The organism is Rhodococcus sp. NKCM2511, from assembly GCF_014905595.1.
GTDB classification, from domain to species: domain Bacteria; phylum Actinomycetota; class Actinomycetes; order Mycobacteriales; family Mycobacteriaceae; genus Rhodococcoides; species Rhodococcoides fascians.
In genome coordinates this window covers 213633-232181 of the sequence record NZ_BNHJ02000001.1, presented here as the reverse complement: position 1 = coordinate 232181, position 18549 = coordinate 213633, and the positions used below count along the sequence as shown (strand labels likewise).

At 65.4% G+C, this 18549-nt stretch carries 12 protein-coding genes and 1 pseudogene; 2 read left to right on the top strand and 11 right to left on the bottom strand.

The annotated features are described in order from the left end of the window. Positions 1-23: 23 nt before the first annotated feature. Positions 24-1265 carry a cysteine--1-D-myo-inosityl 2-amino-2-deoxy-alpha-D-glucopyranoside ligase gene (mshC, locus tag JLZ96_RS00885; protein WP_027497069.1) on the top strand — a complete coding sequence of 414 codons (1242 nt, stop codon included), beginning with the start codon at positions 24-26 and terminating at the stop codon, positions 1263-1265. On the opposite strand, the gene JLZ96_RS00880 is transcribed toward mshC, so the two are convergent. The 10 genes from JLZ96_RS00880 to JLZ96_RS00835 form a co-directional block, all read right to left on the bottom strand. After that, positions 1262-2500, bottom strand: a complete 1239-nt coding sequence (locus tag JLZ96_RS00880; RefSeq protein ID WP_201009360.1) for a DUF2399 domain-containing protein — start codon at positions 2498-2500, stop codon at positions 1262-1264. The two genes, mshC and JLZ96_RS00880, sit on opposite strands and share 4 nt — an antisense overlap. Next, on the bottom strand, positions 2490-6674 hold the full coding sequence (locus JLZ96_RS00875; protein WP_201009359.1) for a TIGR02680 family protein: 4185 nt from the start codon (positions 6672-6674) through the stop codon (positions 2490-2492). The genes JLZ96_RS00880 and JLZ96_RS00875 overlap by 11 nt, the downstream gene beginning before the upstream one ends. Before the next feature lie 4 nt (positions 6675-6678). Further along, complete coding sequence (locus JLZ96_RS00870) at positions 6679-8094, bottom strand: DUF2398 family protein (protein ID WP_201009358.1); 1416 nt, start codon at positions 8092-8094, stop codon at positions 6679-6681. Then, positions 8091-9671 carry a TIGR02677 family protein gene (locus tag JLZ96_RS00865; RefSeq protein WP_201009357.1) on the bottom strand — a complete coding sequence of 527 codons (1581 nt, stop codon included), beginning with the start codon at positions 9669-9671 and terminating at the stop codon, positions 8091-8093. Before JLZ96_RS00865 ends, JLZ96_RS00870 begins: the two co-directional genes overlap by 4 nt. 143 nt (positions 9672-9814) lie before the next feature. Beyond that, positions 9815-11407 (bottom strand): MFS transporter, encoded by a 1593-nt coding sequence (locus JLZ96_RS00860; protein WP_201009356.1) that lies wholly within the window; start codon positions 11405-11407, stop codon positions 9815-9817. Then, positions 11404-11928 carry an FUSC family protein gene (locus tag JLZ96_RS00855; protein ID WP_032387368.1) on the bottom strand — a complete coding sequence of 175 codons (525 nt, stop codon included), beginning with the start codon at positions 11926-11928 and terminating at the stop codon, positions 11404-11406. The genes JLZ96_RS00860 and JLZ96_RS00855 overlap by 4 nt, the downstream gene beginning before the upstream one ends. Beyond that, on the bottom strand, positions 11925-13583 hold the full coding sequence (locus JLZ96_RS00850) for an NAD-dependent malic enzyme (protein ID WP_201009355.1): 1659 nt from the start codon (positions 13581-13583) through the stop codon (positions 11925-11927). Before JLZ96_RS00850 ends, JLZ96_RS00855 begins: the two co-directional genes overlap by 4 nt. A gap of 36 nt (positions 13584-13619) precedes the next feature. Beyond that, on the bottom strand, positions 13620-15056 hold the full coding sequence (fumC, locus tag JLZ96_RS00845) for a class II fumarate hydratase (protein WP_236253799.1): 1437 nt from the start codon (positions 15054-15056) through the stop codon (positions 13620-13622). After that, entirely contained in the window at positions 15053-15787 is a 735-nt protein-coding gene (locus tag JLZ96_RS00840; RefSeq protein WP_201009354.1) for an alpha/beta fold hydrolase, read from the bottom strand. The genes fumC and JLZ96_RS00840 overlap by 4 nt, the downstream gene beginning before the upstream one ends. 45 nt (positions 15788-15832) lie before the next feature. After that, positions 15833-16654 carry an alpha/beta fold hydrolase gene (locus tag JLZ96_RS00835; RefSeq protein ID WP_201009353.1) on the bottom strand — a complete coding sequence of 274 codons (822 nt, stop codon included), beginning with the start codon at positions 16652-16654 and terminating at the stop codon, positions 15833-15835. A 618-nt stretch (positions 16655-17272) separates the two neighbouring features. Between JLZ96_RS00835 and JLZ96_RS00825 the strand changes: the two are divergent. Then, a pseudogene (locus JLZ96_RS00825) lies at positions 17273-17623 on the top strand (response regulator); the annotation flags it as partial. An 80-nt stretch (positions 17624-17703) separates the two neighbouring features. Here JLZ96_RS00825 and JLZ96_RS00820 read toward each other — a convergent pair. Beyond that, positions 17704-18363 (bottom strand): response regulator transcription factor, encoded by a 660-nt coding sequence (locus tag JLZ96_RS00820; RefSeq protein ID WP_201009352.1) that lies wholly within the window; start codon positions 18361-18363, stop codon positions 17704-17706. Positions 18364-18549: the final 186 nt, after the last annotated feature.

The window sequence follows — 18549 nt, the reverse complement described above, 5'->3', positions numbered from 1 at the left end:
CGGGCTCGGATAGGCTCGGCTGCATGCATTCTTGGTCCAGCCCGGAGATCCCGACAATCCCAGGACAGGGTCCAGCGCTTCGGTTGTTCGATACCGCAGATCGCCAGGTCCGTCCGGTCACCCCCGGTTCGACCGCTCGCATGTACGTCTGCGGAATCACCCCGTACGACGCCACCCACCTGGGACATGCGGCAACGTATCTGACGTTCGATCTGATCAACCGCTTGTGGCGTGATGCGGGTATCGACGTGCACTACGTGCAGAACGTCACCGATGTCGACGACCCGCTGTTCGAGCGCGCGAATCGCGACGGTGAGGATTGGCGCGATCTCGGTGCGCGCGAGATCGAGCTGTTCCGCGCCGACATGGAGGCTCTGCGGGTCGTGCCTCCGCACGACTACATCGGTGCCGTCGAGTCGGTGGAGGAAGTCGTCGAACTGGTGGAGAAGCTGGTGGCGTCCGGCGCTGCCTACGTCGTCGACGACGCCGAGTACCCCGACGTGTACTTCCGTGCCGACGCCACCGAGCAGTTCGGCTACGAATCCGGCTACGACCGTCCCACCATGGACACGTTCTTCGCCGAACGCGGCGGAGATCCCGATCGTGCGGGCAAGCGCGATTCACTCGATGCGCTGCTCTGGCGCGCGGTACGTCCCGGCGAACCGTCGTGGCCGTCGCCGTGGGGCCCCGGCCGACCGGGCTGGCACATCGAATGCGCTGCCATTGCACTCAATCGCATCGGAACCGGTTTCGACATCCAGGGCGGCGGAAGCGATCTCATCTTCCCGCACCACGAGTTCTCGGCGGCACACGCCGAGGCGGCAACCGGTGACCCTCGGTTCGCCCGGCACTACGTGCACACGGGAATGATCGGTCTCGACGGCGAGAAGATGTCCAAGAGCCGCGGCAACCTGGTGTTCGTCTCGAAGCTCCGCGCAGAGAACGTCGATCCGGCCGCAGTGCGGCTGGGCCTGCTCGCGGGCCACTACCGGCAGGATCGGCCGTGGTCCGACGAGGTCCTCGAGCGAGCCCACACCCGCCTCGCGCTGTGGCGTCGAGCAGCGGCGCTCGAGTCCGCAGCGTCGGCCGACGACGTCGTCAATCGCCTGCGTCAGCATCTGGCCGATGACCTCGACACGCCCAAGGCTCTCGACGCCCTCGACGCGTGGGCGAGTTTCGCAGTCGAGCGCGGTGGATCGGATGCGAGCGCACCCGGCACTTTCGCCGATGCGGTCGATGCGCTGCTCGGAGTTCCGCTGCGTTAGTCCGCGGGCCCCAGGCGTAGATCCGCCAGCAGATCCGGGATCAGGCGTTCTTCCATGACCGCTCGTCCCGAATCTCGCAGTGCAGCAGCCAGTTCCGGGTCCCACGGAGTGTCCGTGGGATGCCCCTTCAGTGGTTCCGAGTTGCGCGCGTCCAGTGCGCGGCGGTACGAGTCGATGTCCATTCGCCACGGCACCGCGTCGTACCGGGTGAGTGCGCGGGTCACCATGTGCATTCCGGCCCAGTCGAAGTCGGCACGCCATTCGATCGTGGTGCCGGGGGCGCGCGCAGCCAGCAGCCGATGCACTGCGGCCGAGGGCTGACCGTCGGTGCAGATCAAGCTGGCACAATTCGAGCCGAGAGAGCGGGCTGCGGCCGCGAGCACAGCGACGTTCTCGCACACGAACACGGTCGACGAGCTGTTGGTGAGAGGGCCGCGCGCGAGCATGTCCACGGTGACAGGAAAGGGCACGCCCTCGTCGGCTGCTTCGTTGAGCCAGCGAGCCACCGTGTGGGTCTCTACGACGCGGTAGCCGAGAACCAGTACCCGGCTCGACACGGCGTCGACCGACACTCCTGCCGTTTCCCACAGCGCTCTGATCCCCACTGGATCGACGGGTCGAGGCACGTTCTCGCGCAACGACAATGCATCGAGGACGAGTTTCGCGGCACCGCCGCCCGTGAGGGCCTTGGTATCACCGGTGGCCAGTTCCGCCAGCTCGGTGAGCGACATCCCGTCCACCGGAAGCAGCGCCAGGACCTGTGTTGCGACCCCGAGTGCGTCGACGGCGACGCGGCCGCCGAGGGTGCCGTCCTGATTGAGCAACGACGCGATCCAGTGCTCGATCCACTCGCGATCGGTACCACCGCCGAGCGCCGCACGCGCCCGGTCGAGCGCATCGGCGCGCACCTGAGCCTTGTCGGCCGCAATGCGCTTCTTGTCCTGCAACGGGGCCTGACCGGCGAGGGTGTCGATCAGACCGATACCGCCGTTGAGCGGATGGCTCAGCCATGCGTCGAACCGCTCGAGATCGAGCCGGGTGCTCCGTGCCCGAGAGTGCAGGCTGGAGTTGGACTTCGAGATGGCACTGCACAGACGCCACAGTTCCGGCGCATCACTCAGGTCGACGGTGATGTTACCGCCGACACGAAGCCAGTTGGACTCCAACTTCTTTCGCGCAGCGTCCAACAGCGCCGCCAATTCGACGCTGCCTCGCCACTCACTGTTACCGGCCAAACTCCAGCCCACCTTCGGTTCGGGTCGGCACCCGGCGGGTCAACGGTGATCCGAGGGCTGCTGCGAGGTCGGTGCCGTCGTGTTCGGCGAACAATTCACCGTTCTCCCACACCAGAAGTGCTGCGCTGACGGTGTTCTCGGCGGTCGAGTGCGCCAAATCGTAGTGTGCGCAACCGGGGACGTCCGCGTAGGTGATCCACAGGTCGTAACCGGTCATGAACAGATCCAGGTCGAATTGCACACTCAGTCCGAGCAATTCGCTACGACCGTTGTCGTCGACACCGGCGAACGCCTCGTCCAGCGCCAGCAGCCGCGGCGAATGCGGATCGGCGGACGAGAGCATAACGTGCGCCGCGGCGAACAGCGGCAAATGCAGCGACACCGATTGCTCACCGCCCGAGAGTGCACTGTGACGAGCGACGGTCAGACGATCCTCGTTGCCGTCGCCGCTGATGAGCGTGAACGCGAATACCCGCCACCGGCGATAGTCCAGTGTTGCGGACAGGATCTCGGGATACGACCGTTCCGGATGTGCCGCCCGAGCGATCCTGATCTCCGATGCGAAGTGTGCGCGCATCGCGGCCAGATCGTCCTGGCTCAGCGCCGAGGCATCGCGGTCGAGCAGCTTGGACACTGCCCGCGCACCGTCGTCGAGGTTGTCCGCGAGCACCCAGTGCACGCCGATCGTGTTGCCCGAGGACATACGGCGTTGCTTCATCTCGGCGGACATCTGTGCGATCAGCTCACGCGCGTCGACGGTGCGCTCGTGAATCTGCTGCGCCAACCCGGTCAGCAGCGCGTCTTCGAGAATTCGGCGTTCCTGCTCGGTCAAGAGCAGTTCCTGGTCGGCCCTGGCGGCACCGATGCGGTCGGCGAAGTCTCCGACCGAGGAATAGCCCTGCTCGTCCTGCACGCGTACCACCGTCAACCCGTCCGGTGCGTCCCACTGCAGGCGGTAGTCCTGACCGGAAGCGGCCAGTTGCGAGTCGAACTCCTGCAGTGCGCTCGTCAGCGCCGTTCGTGTCGACTTCCGGCTCGAGTCGGTCACTTTCACCGACGCCGTCGCCGCGTCGAGTGCCGAATGCAGCGCGAGCACCACCGGTGGAAGTACCGGGACGTCGTCGTCGGGGCCGGCGGCCTGCTGAACCCGATACAGGATCTGTTCGACCGTCAGCCACGCCGAGTCGCTGGCCGGCCACGTGTACGTCTCGTGCACGCCGAGGATGTGCAGCAGATCCTTGCGGGCGTACGGTGCCAGTCGGACAGCATCACCCAGGGTCTCGGTCACGGCAGCGCGCAGGCTCTCGAGCGCCGTGTTGCATGCACCCTCGGCCTTGCCGATCGCCTCGCCGGCTTCCTTGTCCGCCTTTCGGGCTGCTCGCTGCTCGGCTCGGCACTTCTCGATGCGATCGCGCGCGTTGTCCAGGTCGGTGTTGATCTGTTCGGCCGTAGCACCGAGTTTCTCGCTCAGCAATTCCAGACGCTGCAGCTGTTGCCGATAGCTCTCGTCGGCTATCGCGGCTTCCTCGGCGAGTTCCTCGGCCAGTCCGGTGGCCTCCTCGAGGCGGTTGGTGGCCTCGCGCGCCCGCTCGGTCTCGCGTGCGTGGTCGCTGCGTTTACGGATGACCGCTGCGCCCTGATGCTCGAAATGGCGAATCGCTGCGGCGAGGGCATCGACATCGCGGCCCAGGTGCGGGGTGCGATGGGCCACGGCGACGGAGCGCAGTTGTTTCTCTTTCGCGGACAGGTCGGCGATCGCTTGGTCGAATTCTCGATCTGCCGCTGCAGACGCATCTTTCGAGGTGCGCAGCGCGCCTGCGGCTGCCGTGACGGCACGTTGCGCCTTCACGATGGCCGAGACTCGGGGGAGCTGCTTGGCGGCCGCGTTCAACGCCTGCACCAGCTCGCGTGCCGCCAGCTCGGCGGCGGTCGCGGTCGCGAGTTCGGCTGTCGCGGAATCGATCGCAGCACCGAGCTCGGCGATGCGCTGCTCTCGCCGACGCGCCCGCGCCGTGGCACCGATGTACTCGGCATCCGGTTTTGCGTGGCGACCCTGCTGCACTCCCTGCCAGTACCGACCGTCGACGCCTATCGAGACAGAACTGTCCGAGAGGTCGTTTCGATCCTGCTGCAATGCAATCGAATTCAGTACATCGAGGATTCGCGATTCCTGGACGGCAGTACCGGGCTCGGGTTCCAGCACGGACGCGAGCGTCGAACCGGTCGGCCTCGCGGCCACCGGTAGCGGCGACAGATATTGCTCCGACGTCGCGTCGACGGGGGAGTCTGCGGTCGGATGAATCCACCCGTCGAGCAGGTTCGCGGCCTGCAGGGCGGATTCGATCCCCGCCGCGTCGGCAGAGGAGACCGCATCGGCAAACCGAACCAGTTGCCACAGTGGTGCGCCCGAGAGATCGGCACGGCTGTCGGTGCGCGCTGCGAACGGTGGTGGGGCATCGTCGTGTTCGGCTCGCACCAGGGACAGTTCGCCCCGCAGCGCCTTCACCTCGGCCTCGCGCGCGGCCACGTCGACGCGTGCCTGTGCCTGCCGGGCGCGAATCGCGTCGATACCGTCCGAGGTCTGCTCGGCGAGCACGGATTCCAGGCTCGGGGCGTCGTCGTCGCCGATGCCTGCCAGGGCTGCGTCGAGGGCCTCGAACACAGCGGAGGTGATGCCTGCGGAGGAGTAGAGCGACGAGTTGCTCGACCACCAGGCCCGCAGACCCGAAGCGAACTGCGCCTTCTCCAGGTCCACCGTCGCCTCGGCCTCGGTGACGGCAGCCGCGGCTGCTTCGAGCAACTCGCGCGCCTTCGTTGCGGCCTTCTCCGCGCGAGCGCGTTCCGTCGACGCCTTCTCGACGGTGGCCAGCGCCTCACGCACTGCACGTACGTCGCCGTCCCGTTCCTCGGCGTGCCCACGAAGCGCGGTACTGATCTGATCACTGCGCGCCGTGCCGGGCAATGGGGTCCACACGATGCCGGCATCCTCGGCCGCAGTCTGCAGCTCGTCCTCCGCGCGAGTCACCCCGGCAACGGAGTCCCGGAGTGCGGCGTCCGCGCGGGCAGCCTCGGCCGTGCGCTGCTCCAGTTCTGCTTGCGCTTTGCGTGCGCGATCGGCCTGCTGCGCCGTCGAGACCTCCAGCTTCGCAGCGGATTCGGCGAGATCGTCCAGTTGCTGCTTGCCCTCGTACGCGCTCGAGCGCTGCAGGGTCTCCCGGTCCGCGACGGCCTGATCGAGCGCACGCTCGGCCTCGTCGAATCGAGTCTCTGCGGCCGCCCGTTCCAGCAGACGCCGGTCCTTCAGGGCGGCGGCGGCGAAGTGTGCGGTGGTCGCGTGCGTCACGGCTTCGAGCCGACGCGAGACTTGTTCGACGTCCGAACGGGTTTGTACGCGAAGGTATTTGGAGTAGACCGACACGAAGTTCCTGGCCGCCTGATCGGCTTGGGCCAGTCCCTCCAGCGCGCGTCCGACTTCCTCCATGTCGCTGAAGGAACGTGCCGCCTCGAGCACCAGTTGCTCGTCGAGGGGACGCAGACCGTCGGTCAGCGCCTGGGACAACCCTTTCGGATCGAGATTCTTGGCCAACTGCGGACGGCGAAGTGTCAGAATCAGATTGATCAACTGGTCGTACCGTTGCGCGCCGAGCCCGAACATCCGGGCATCGATCGCGGCGCGGTAGTCGACCGGACGATCGGTCAGGGCATCGCTGCCGAGTTGTTCGGCCAACTGCTTCTTCGTCAGCGGCCGGTCGTCGGAGCCCAACAACGAGAAGTCGACGCCCACTCGGCCTTCGGCCACGAAGTACCAGCGGGTCACCTTGTCGTTGTGGCGGCTCGCCCGCATACCGATTCCGACGGTCACCGATTCGGGGTCCTCGCGCGAGCCGCGGCCGAACTCCATCCACACGTACGAATGCGCGCTTTCCTGCCCTCGGTAGAGCAGGTTGGACTTCATCGTTCTTTCTTCACCGGCGAACGGGTTGAGTCGGCGCGGCTCGATCCGGCCGTCGAGGACGAAGGGAAACAGCACTTCGAGCGCTTTGGTCTTGCCGGATCCGTTGGGTCCACGCAGCACCAATCGACCGTCGGCGAAGGAGAACTCCTGATCCCGGTAATCCCACAGGTTGACGATTCCGGCGCGCGTGGGCCTAAAGCGATTCGAGTGTGCGGTCATCTACTCAGGCCTCTACTTCGGATGGATCGGTACTGGGGGCTTGTTCGGTGCCGAAGAGCGAGTCCTGCGGGGCTCGGTCACGCACGCTGACCATCACGTCTCGGTACCGAGCGATCACCGGTAGCACCAACACGCCGCCGGATACGCTGTGTATCAAGCGAAGTCGATGCAACAGCGCTATCGCACGGATGCGCAGACCGTCCCGGTCGGTCTGCCACTGCGCCGCGAACGTGCGACCGAATCGGTCCACGAGATCGTCGACGACCGAGACCAGCCAACTGTCCTCGATCAACGGATACTGTGTGCGCTCCGCCGAGTTCTCGACCGTCGTCGGATCGGCGGGCAATCCGAAGTCGGCCAGGTCGCCGAAGATTCCGCCGCCGGGGATCGCGTCGTCCAGCTGTTCGACGAGTAGGTCGCTCGCAGGTAGCGGATGCGTTGTGAGCGCCGGAGCGTCGGGATCCACGACCCTATCGGAGATTTCTCCCGCGATGAGCAACGCAACCTGGGCGATCGTTCCGGTGCTGGGAAAGCGGTGGTCGGACAACCGTCCCGAGGTGTCGATGAGGGCCACACCCTCGGCGCGACGCTCGGCAACGAGACCGGTGAGCAACTCGACGTCGGCGACGGTCCGCGAGGCGGTCAGGGCGGTGCGTGCGTCGCCGTCGAGATCGTCGAGATAGACGACGGGGTGTTCGACCAACGCTCGGCGTACCGCACGCAGCGTTTCCTTCGGGTCTGCCTCACGCCCGGACTCGATGTGTCCGAGATCGGAATCCTCGGGGTCGATCGGGGCATCCGAGCCGGCCAGCAGGCCACGAATCGAACGCAGGTGCTGCACGGCACGCGGCGGCCGAAACATCGCGACGACCACCGATCGGTCGATGTCGTACAGAGCCTCACCGGCCGTCGGATTGTTCGCCCAGCCCGTGGCGTCGCCGTCGGCCAGCGAGATCGCACCACGGGTGGCCAGCCATCCGATCGCGTCGACGAATGCGTCTCGATCGCTCGCGCGGTCGGTCGTGAGTTCGACGCCGTCCACCTGACTCGACTCCGTCGCCACGTGATCGGCGAGTTCGGACAGAGTGATCTGGTTTCCGGCCCGACCGAGCGCGGCAAGCGCCAGCGCCAGATACGCATACCTACGGCGGTCGAACACCCGCTCGGAAGGCGTTCGCGCGGGTTGACTGTCGTCGAGACGATCGATCACGGGGAACAGACGCGCGGTCGTCTCGGTGACCTCGAACCGGTAGCCGAACAGCTCGAGGAGATCCTCACGCAGTTCGGTTGCCCACCTGCGCAGCAGCGGTAACGCGATTCGATCGGGGTACGTCGCGGTGACCAGGTGATTGGACAATGCGACTCGGGCAGCCCGCTGGTAGGAATCCAGAGCGAGCGAGGAGATTTCACGTGCTCTCACCGGCGCGCCACCTCACTGACGTCGAGGGCGAGGCGGTCCAGATGCAATCGGCCACGGCTGGTGCGCACGATCGTCGAACGATCGCTGTCGCTCAGCGTCAGGCGCACGCCACTGTCCGATCCGGACGAGTCCGAGGTGCGTCCGCTCACGCGTACCCGGGCAGTCAACGCGGCGTTGAGCAGGCTCAACAACACTTCGGTTTCCTGCTCGTTCAGAATACGGTCGTGGATTCCGGCCGAGGCGAGCGACTGCGCGGCGGCACTGCGCGATCGCTGCGACTCGAGTTGCTGCTCGCGCAGTCGTCTGATGCCGCCGTCGTTGCGCTGTACCCGCCCTGGAACGCCGGGGGTCGGAGTACGTCCGGTCTCGGCCAGCGTGCGCGAGATCTCGACCGGCGGTGCCTCCCACCATGATCGGGACATGGGGATGATGTCGGCGTCGGGATGGACCATCGACAGGTGCCGGGGTCGGCCGAGGCCGAACACGGCGTGAAACAGAGCATGTGCGCTGTCCTCGGTGGGGGCAGCAGCGAACCAGCCGGCGAGGTGACGCAGTTGGCTCTCGCGACTCACACCGCCCTTCCGAGTTTCGGTGACGCGCCGCAGCAGTGACAGCACAGCAGCGATCGCGCTCATCGTGCCCTCGCGGAGGCGCTCGGATTCGCTGAGCTCGGATTCGGCCGCGACGAACCAGTGCGACAACCCGGCCCATCGGTCGGTCCAGTCCGCTCGCCGTTCGTCGACGGAGAGAAAGACTCGTTCGTCGCTGATCGCGGCACGGTCGACGAGTTCCTCGATGCCGGTGCTCTCGACGAGTGCGATCGCTTCCGCCAATTTGGGGGCATAGCGGGTGAGATCGGAGCTGAACTCACGCATGTGCGTGAGCAGTGCATCCTTGTGCGCCAAGAACGATTCGGGCGTGATCTCGGTGGTGCGCACCAGGTCGCCCAGCACCAGATAGAAGTGGGCGGCGCGGGTCGCCATCTCCGACAACGTCGAATCGAGTCTGCTGAGCTTGCGGTAGATGCGGTCGCCGTCGGCCTGACGGTTCGCCTCGGCCAGCTCGTGCATGTCGGCCAGCAGCTCGGGGAGCACCAGCCGGGACAGCGAGGCGTCGTCCAGGCGCGCACCGAGCACGTCCTCGACCGCGCGGTAGGCCTTGTAGCCGGCCTGACCGAACTGGTAGACGAAGTGCCGGTTGCGGTATTCGGCGAGGGTCGCGGCGCGGGTGCCGTCGTAGCTGCGTTCGAGCAGACCCCAGGTGTGGAGTTGATCGAGCAGGGGTGCGATGTCCAGTGTGGTCAGCGCGTCGTGACGCCCGGGGCTACGAGCGATGAGATCGGCGACGTCGCCCGAGTGCAGCAACACCACGTAGTTCGCGCGAGCGGTGTCGAACGCCCGCAGTACTGCCAGGTATTCGGATCTTTTCTCGGCGACGGCGAACGAGAAGAGACCGAGACGGTCTTCCTCCACGAACGCATTCGCGGCACCCAGCCGTGCGTCCTCACCTGAATCGCTCACTGGAACAGGGTAGGGGGTGGCCGGTGCTCCCGTTGAACCACGCTGGGTACCGGCCATCGACCACGACAACTTCTGCCGGTCCGGTAGGAAGACATTGTCGGCCCGGCTTCACCTACCAGCCAGTCGTTCCCCCGTATTCGGCTACGTCCGGTCAGGGCTCGACTCCCCGTTCGGTGTCACTGTCCCGCTCCTGCAGCTGCCTACCGAACGCCGAACATGTGCTGTTCGTGCTCGGTACGGCCGGTGACGGTATACGACAGGGCATCGGTAATGAGTTGGTGATCGGAGTCCGTCCACCGATCGCGGTGTTGGCGCTGGAAGTCCTGCCAGGACGCCGTGGTGAACTGCTCGATACGCAGATCGGGATCGACACTGTCGCGGTACAGGCCCCACGAATAGCCGCCGGTCCTCCGACGGGCTTTCCCGACCGCGGCCATCGAACGGTCGAAGTCCGCCTGCTCGGCAGAAGCGACCCGATAGGTGACACTGACAACGACGGGCCCGTCCTCCGGGGCAGGTCCGAAGATGACCGTCGGTGTCGGCCACGCCGTCGAGACTCCACGAGGCAAGGTCCCTGTCGCTGGGTGCAGGGGCAACACAACGACACTTGCGCCGGCAAGCATCAAGAGGACTGCCGAGATGAGCAGTGCAACGCCGAAACCGGCGTGGGATGCGATCAGGCCCCAGATGAACGAGCCGAGCGCTTGCGAGCCCATGAAGACCAGTAGATAGATCGACATCCCACGGGCCCGCACCCAGTGGGCCAGTGACAGTTGGATCGAGGCATTGAGCGTCGTGAGTGTCGCGATCCAGGCGGCCCCCGCCACGAGCAGCAGTGGCAGAACGAACCAGATCGGCAGGTATGCAACAGCGACGGCCCCCAACGCGTAGGAGACGGCCGAGATGGACAGCAACGCGTTGGCCCCGAACCTCCTTCGCAGGGTGGGGAAGAGTGCAACGCCCGCCAGGGCACCGACGCCGAGCATGCCGAGAATGAGGCCGTACCCGGAGGCACCGAAGCGCAGATGTTGCGACGACGCGAGGGGCAGTAGTGCCCACAACGCCGACGCGGGGAAGGCGAACAGGGCGGATCTGAGGAGGATTCGACGGACGATCGACGCCGACTGCATGTAGTGCAGCCCGGTCATCATCGACCGGCCGAGACGCTCGCGGTCGATTCCCGGATCGTCGGCCGGACGACGCCACCAGGCGAGCGCGCCGAGGATCACTACGAACGTGACAGCGTTGAGTGCGAAGACGGCCGCCGGACCCGCGGCGGCAACGATGACGCCGCCGATCGCGGGGCCGATGGCCCTGGCGCCGTTGACCGTCACTCCGCCCAGCGCGGACGCGGCGGGGATTTGTTCTGCTGGAACCAATTCCGGCTGGATCGCCTGCCAGGCAGGGGCAGACAGGGCCGATCCGCAGCCGAGGAGGAAGGTCATGCCCAGCAACATGATGGGGGACAACACGTCGGTGTAGGCGAGGAACGTCGTCGTAGCGGCGACGAGGGCGGTGTACGTGCTCACGACGATGAGTAGTCGACGGCGATCGATCAGGTCGGCCAGTCCGCCCGCGGGCAGCGCCAGAAAGAGCGTCGGGAGCAGGCTCGCGGTCTGGACCAGTGCAACGATCGTGGCGCTGCTGTTGTGCTCGACAAGGAACCACTGTGACCCGACGGTCTGCATCCACAGGCCGATGTTCGAGACGAGCTGAGCAAGGAACAACGTTCGGTAGATCTTGCTGCGTAAGGGTGCCCAGGCCGAGACCTGTGGTGGCGCAACAGTGGTCATGCGGCTGTCCTTTCACGTGCGATCGAGGCGAACACACCCGCGGCAGACAAGCCGACTCCGATGCCGATTGCGGTGTCCAGCAGTCGAAGTAGGGGCTGCATCCATGCAGTCGACGGATCGCCCAGATCGGCGACGACGAGGACCACCGTCGAAGTGATGCCGGTGAGTACGGCGTCTTCTGTGTGCCCGAGCAACGCGGCAAGCAGACACCCGGCCCCGATCACGGCACCGATTCCGATGGCGGTGACCGGGAAGATCAGCAGGTAGGTCAGGCACACCGCCAGGCTCATCGCGGTGGCAAAAAGACGTGTCCTGGTGTCGGCGAGCCGAGCGTCGAGCGTTCCGCGGAAGACGAAGATGGTGGAGACCACCGCCCACATCGCACCGATCTCCGCGGACTCGTCCGACTCGTTCAGCGCTGGCCCGACCACATCGACGAGTAGGAAGTACACGGCGGCACTGGTGACGGCAAGGACGATCGCGGACGCAACCTCACGTCCGTCGACCGCGGACAGCTTCACGGTTCCACGGGGTACTGGGCAGTCCACATGGCGTCTTGGATCGCTTGCACGACGTCGGTGGGCGTGTGGGTAGCGAGGCCTTCGAGCACGGCCTGGTCGTAAACGGCGTGCGCGACGATCGCCGAGATCTCGCGGAGGTTGGACACGTCGGGTAACAGTGACGATCCGCGCTCGGACGCGTCGGTGTGCGAGGCGAGGGCCTTGGCAGCCGCGGCGAGAATTCCGTCGGTGACCCGGGTCGCCCCGCTGACGATGATGCCGAGCCCGATGCCGGGGAAGACGAGAAAGTTGTTCGCTTGGCCGACGTGGTACGTCACACCGTCGAACTCGATGGGGTCGACGGGTATGCCGGTGGCGACGAGGGCGGCACCTTCGGTCCAGGTGATGACGTCCTTGGGGTCGGCCTCGATCTTCTCTGTCGGGTTCGAGATCGGGAGAATGATCGGCCGTGGCGTCGACGCTGCCATGGCCTCGATCACGTCCTGCGTGAACGCACCGTGAGCGGTGGAGGTGCCCAACAGCACCGTAGGTTTCGCCGTCCGGATCGTCTCGAGCAGGCTGACGGTGGAACCAGCACCGGCGACTGCGGATCGCGGTTTCGCGTACACCTGTTGGAAGTTGCGAAGATCGTTCATGTCTTCGAACAACAGGCCCTGTTTGTCGACGAGCCAGATGCGGGAGATGGCGTCGGCCTCCGCGGCGCCGTCGGCGATCATGGCGTCGCGCAGCTGATCTGCGATGCCGACTCCCGCAGTGCCCGAACCGAACACGACGAGTGTCTGCTCGCGCATCGGGATGCCGGTGGCTGGGACGGCAGCATGCATTGCGGCCATGACGACGGCACCGGTGCCCTGCACGTCGTCGTTGAAGATCCGGTAGTCGCCGGAGTAAGTGGCCAGAATGTCGCGGGCATGCTCGGGGCCGAAGTCTTCGAAGTGCAACAGTGCGCCGGGGAACAGCCGCGTCGCCGTCTCGATGTACTTCTGGATGAACGTGTCGTAATCGGCTCCGCGACGGCGCGAGTGGCGATTGCCCAGGTACAGCGGGTCGTTGAGCAGAGCTGGGTTGTCGGTGCCGACGTCGAGCGAGACGGCGATCGCGCGGTTCGGGTGAATGCCTGCGCCTGCGGTGTAGATGGCCAGCTTGCCGATCGAGATCTGTATTCCACCGACACCCCAGTCGCCGATTCCGAGGATTTCTTCGGCGTCGCTGCAGACGATCAGGTCGATGTCGTCCGGTCCGAGGCCCAATGTGGCGAAGGCGGCCTCGATGTCGTCGGGGGCGTCGATCGAGAGGTAGAGGCCACGCTGACCGCGGTATTCGTCCGAGTACTTCTCGATTGCCTCGCCGACGGTGGGGTCGTAGACGACCGGGAGCAGTTCGGGCAGGTGGTCGGTGAGTACCCGGTAGTACAGGGTCTCGTTGCGGTCGTGGATCTGCTCGAGCAACAGATTGCGCTGGAGATCGCTGGGAAGTTCCTGCAGTTGCCGGTACACGCGGTCGGCCTGCTGGGCGAGGTTCAGCACACCTGCGGGCAGTCGGCCCACCAGGCCGAGTTCGACGCGCTGCTCGGCGGTGAAGGCAGAGCCGCGGTTGACGATGGGATCGGTCAGGGCGGTCGGCATCGAGGGCGAAGGGGGGATGGACGTTGTCATGGTTCTACTCCTGATGTGATGGGGGGAGAGATCTACTCACGCTCCCCGGACTCCCTGTCCGACGAGGTTCTTCGGGACGACGATGTCGTCGAACTGCTTCTCCGTCACATGCCCGGAGTCAAGTGCAGCTTCTTTCAAGGTCTGATCGTTCGCCAGCGCGTTCTCGGCGATGTGCGCCGCGTTCTGGTAGCCGATGACCGGACTCAGCGCCGTCACGAGCATCAAGCTCTCGTCGACGTAGCCGGCGATCTTGGTCTCGTTCAACGTGGTTCCGCTGACCGAGTAGGTCACGAACTTCTCGATGCCGTCGCCCAGAATGCGGGCCGAGTGCAGGAAGTTGTCGATGACGATGGGCCGCATGGCGTTCAGTTCGAAGTTGCCCTGCGAGCCGGCGAACGCGATCGCGGCGTCGTCACCCAACACCTTGATGCTGATCATCACCATGGCCTCGCACTGCGTGGGATTCACCTTGCCCGGCATGATCGACGAACCCGGTTCGTTGGACGGCAGCACCAGCTCCGCGAAACCGGTGCGTGGTCCCGACGCGAGCCACCGCATGTCGTTGGCGACCTTCATGAGTGCGACGGCGAGGCCGCGGAGTGCCGCGTGGGCGCGGACCATGGCATCGAGCGAACCCTGCGCCATGAACTTGTTGGGCGCAGTGACGAACGGCTTGCCGGTGAGCTCGGCTATCTTCCTGGCGATGTCTTCGCTGAACCCGGCAGGCGCGTTCAACCCGGTGCCCACCGCCGTCCCGCCTGCGGCGAGTTCGTACAGACCCTCGCGACTGCGTTCTATTTCCTTTGCGGCGGAGCGGATCTGCGCTGCCCATCCCGACCACTCCTGGCCGACGGTCAGCGGCACGGCGTCCTCGAGATGGGTGCGCCCGATCTTCACGACGTCCATCCACTGCTCGGACTTACGGTCCAATTCGTCCGCGAGAGCGGTGACCTGGGGTAGCAGTCGTTCGTCGATTTCGATGATCGCGGCGATGTGCATCGCGGTCGGAAACGTGTCGTTGGACGATTGGCCCATGTTCACGTCATCGTTCGGTCCGATCGGTTCCTGCGAACCGAGCGTGCCACCGACCAGCTGAATTGCGCGGTTGGAGAGCACTTCGTTGACGTTCATGTTGCTCTGCGTGCCGGAACCGGTCTGCCAGACGAACAACGGAAAATGCTCGTCCAGCCGGCCGGCGATCGCCTCGTCGGCTGCCGCGACGATCGCATCGGCCTTCCAACCCTCCAGCCGACCTGCAGCCTGATTGACCAGTGCCGCAGCCTTCTTGACGTACCCGTAGGCGTGGTACACCGCCTTGGGCATCCGGTCGTCCCCGATCGAGAAGTGCTGGAGCGACCGCTGGGTCTGGGCACCCCAGTACTTCTCGGCGGGGACGTGCACGTTCCCCATGCTGTCGAACTCGACGCGCGTGCCGACCGCGTCGAGTCCGATCGGAACCATTTGCGAGGTCATGGCTGGCTTGTCAGGGACGGCGCGGGCGAGGTAACTGCCGCAAGTGCTTCTTCGATGACAGCAACGACCTCGTCGGGCTTGGCCAGCATCACCAGGTGTGGGGCATCGAGTTCGACGACGCTGCGCAGACCGGCGCGCTCGTAGCCGAAGCGCTCGACATCCGGGTTGATGGTGTGGTCCGCGCTGCTGACGATTCCCCAGCCGGGCTTGGTCTTCCAGGCTGCGGCCGGTGCTGCTTCGGCGAATGCGAGGCCGGCCAGCGGGCGCTGGGAGACGGCGAGGACCTCGGCGGTCGCGAGGTCGATGCCACCGGCGAACACTGCGGGGAAGGCGTCGAGCTTCACCGAGACGTCGGTGCCGTCGCCCGGGAAGGGGGTGTAGACGAGGTTCGCGGCGAGATCGGAATCGCGGAAGCGTCCCTGTAGTTCGCCGAGGCTCTCACCCTCTTCGAGTGCGTAACCGGAAACGTAGACCAGACCGACGACGTTGTCCGCCATGCCTGCAACCGTGATGACGGCTCCGCCGTAGGAGTGTCCGGCGAGGAGAACCGGACCGTCGATCTGCTCGACTACGGAGCGGATGTAGGCGGAGTCACCGATCAGGCTGCGATTGGGCACCGCGGGCACGACGACGGTGTGACCCTTGTCGAGCAGGCGGCGGGTGACCGGTGCCCAGCTGGCCGAGTCGGCGAAGGCACCGTGGATCAGGACGATGGTGGGTGTGGTGCTCATGAGAAGTCTCCTTGGAAGAAAAGTGGGGGTGGGGGAAGGGAGGAACTACTTGGCAAGGAATTCGAGAATGTCTGCGTCCAAAGCCTTTTGGTAGTCGCCGTAGATGCCGTGCGGGGCACCCGGGTAGACCTTGAGCGTGCCGTCCTTGACGAGGTCGATGGACTTCAGCGCAGCCGCGGCGATCGGCACGATCTGGTCGTCGTCGCCTTGGGCGATGAAGACGGGGACGGTGAGAGCCTTCAGATCTTCGGTGAAGTCGGTCTCGGAGAACGCCTTCACGCAGTCGTAGGCGGCAGCGAGGTTGACGAGCATCCCCTGACGCCAGAAGTCGTCGATGGCACCCTGGGATACCTGTGCGCCGTCGCGGTTCGCGCCAAAGAAGGCCTGGGCGAGGTCCTGATAGAACTGTGAGCGGTCAGTGAGGACGCCGTTGCGAATGTCGTCGAGTGCTTCGATCGGCGTGCCCTCTGGGTTGGCCTCGGACTTCAGCATGACCGGGGGAACGGCACCGGCAGTGATCACCCGAGCGACGCGGCTGCCACCGTGCTGCGCGGCGTACCGCACGACCTCGCCGCCACCGGTCGAGTGTCCGATGAGGGTGAGCTCCTGCAAGTCGAGGGCCTCCACCAGTTCGGCCAGATCCTTGGCGTAGGTGTCCATGTCGTTGCCGACGTAGGTCTTGGACGAGCGTCCGTGTCCGCGGCGGTCGTGGGCGATGGCGCGGTAGCCGGCGTCGGCGAGGAGCTTGAGCTCGGTCTGCCAGGCGTCCGAGGACAACGGCCAACCGTGACTGAGCAGAACTGGCTTCCCCGTGCCCTGCTCGGTGTAGTAGATATCGGTTCCGTCAGCGGTGTTGATGTACGGCATGGTGTCCTCCTGGTGCGAATGTTGTTCGGGTGTACCGAGAACATTCGTCCGTCGAGACGTTCGTGTCGTCGCTGCTGGCAGGCAAAGTGGGGGAGTGGTGCCCGGTGCAGTCCGCTACCTGGTAGCGGGTAGACAGGCTTCGAGAGTCGTGCCGACACCGGGTGGGCTCGATACCGTCAACGTGCCACCGACCGCCTGAATGCGGTCCTGTAGGCCGATCAACCCGGAGCCGTTCGCTGAATCGGCACCGCCTGCGCCGTTGTCCGTCACGGTCGATGTGAGCTCGCCTTCTCGCACAATTGCCGAAATGACTATCTCGGGAGAGTTCCTGGAGATCCCAATGCACCTGCGACAGCGTGTTCACGCTGCGGTTCGATCGATCTCGTAGATCTCCGGGTTCCTCGGGTACGGACGCCTGGGCCGCTCTCAGGTCCATCCCGAGGGGGACGATCCGCTGCTGCGCCCCGTCGTGCAAGTCTCCTTCGATGACGCGGCGCGCCTGGTCTGCGGCGGCCACGACTCGTGCTCGGGACTCCGTCAGACGGGTACGTGTCTCGCTGATGTCGTTGCGGGAATCATCGATCGACTTTTGGGTAGGAGAATCTACGGCTACCGGTAATGCCGGGCCCGACGAGATCTGACATTCTCGAAAAGGTGAACCGTTTCGATCGCCGTGCACTGATCGTCGACGACAGCGCCGCCTTCTGCGCCGCCGCGACGCGGCTGTTGGAATCTGCGGGTGTGACCGTCGTCGGTACGGCATCGACGACTGCCGCCGCGTTACGGTCGGCGAAAGAAAATTGCCCTGATCTGATCCTCGTCGACATCGATCTCGGTGCAGAAAGTGGCTTCGATGTTGTCGAAGCACTCCTGGCCGCTTCCCACCCAGCCCGTCCGGACGTAATTCTGGTGTCGACGCACGACGAGGACGACTTCGCGGACATGGTCGAATCCAGCTCCGCCATCGGGTTCCTTCCCAAGTTCGGGCTGTCTGCGGACGCCATCATGGATTTGTCGACGCCGGTTGAGCCACGCCGCAGGATCTTCGGTCAAGTCTGGGCATCGAGGAACATGATGACGGCCCGGACTCGCCGGTGGTCGTCAGCGGTCTCCGCGAGATCGAACTTGGTCAGAATGCTGCGTACGTGTTCTTCCACCGTGCCCTCGGTAATCCGTAGTCGACGTCCGATGCCTGCGTTGGAGAGACCCTCGGCCATCAAGGTCAGAACGTCGCACTCACGTGAGCTCAGCGCAGCCAGTGGATCGTCACGGCGTCTGGCGGCCACCAACTCGTACACCACCGCCGGGTCGATCACCGATGCGCCGCCGGCGACGCGGTCGATAGTTCCGACGAAATCGGCCATGTCGGTGACCCGAGTCGCGAGAAGGTAGCCGACGCCCTTGCCACCGTCGAGCAGTTGCAACGCGTGATCGATCTCGACGTGTGCGGACAGCAGCACCACCGCAATCTCCGTGAGTCCCATGCGGATTCGCAAAGCCGCATCCAAACCTTCGGAGTTCTGCGTCGGCGGCGTTCCGATGTCGATGATCGCCGACGCAGGGAGCTCGCGCGCGACGAGAGTCTCCAACTCCTCGGCGTCGCCCGCTTGACCGACGACCTCGAGACCGGCTTGATTCAGCAGACTGGCCAGGCCCTCACGGAGCAGAACGTCGTCGTCGGCGATCACTACTCGTAGCCCGGGAGTCACCACACTCCACCGGGGGCGACGGCCCGACGGAAGCCGGTCGGGTTCTCGAACGGATCGAGAACGCCAAAGCAAAAGACGTTGCCTACTCGGCGCACGACGTCACCCATCGGTGATTCCCTTCGTCTTGCTCAAAAGACGATAAGCCGAGAAAACGACGGGCGGGCGGTGGACAGGAGTGAAGACCAC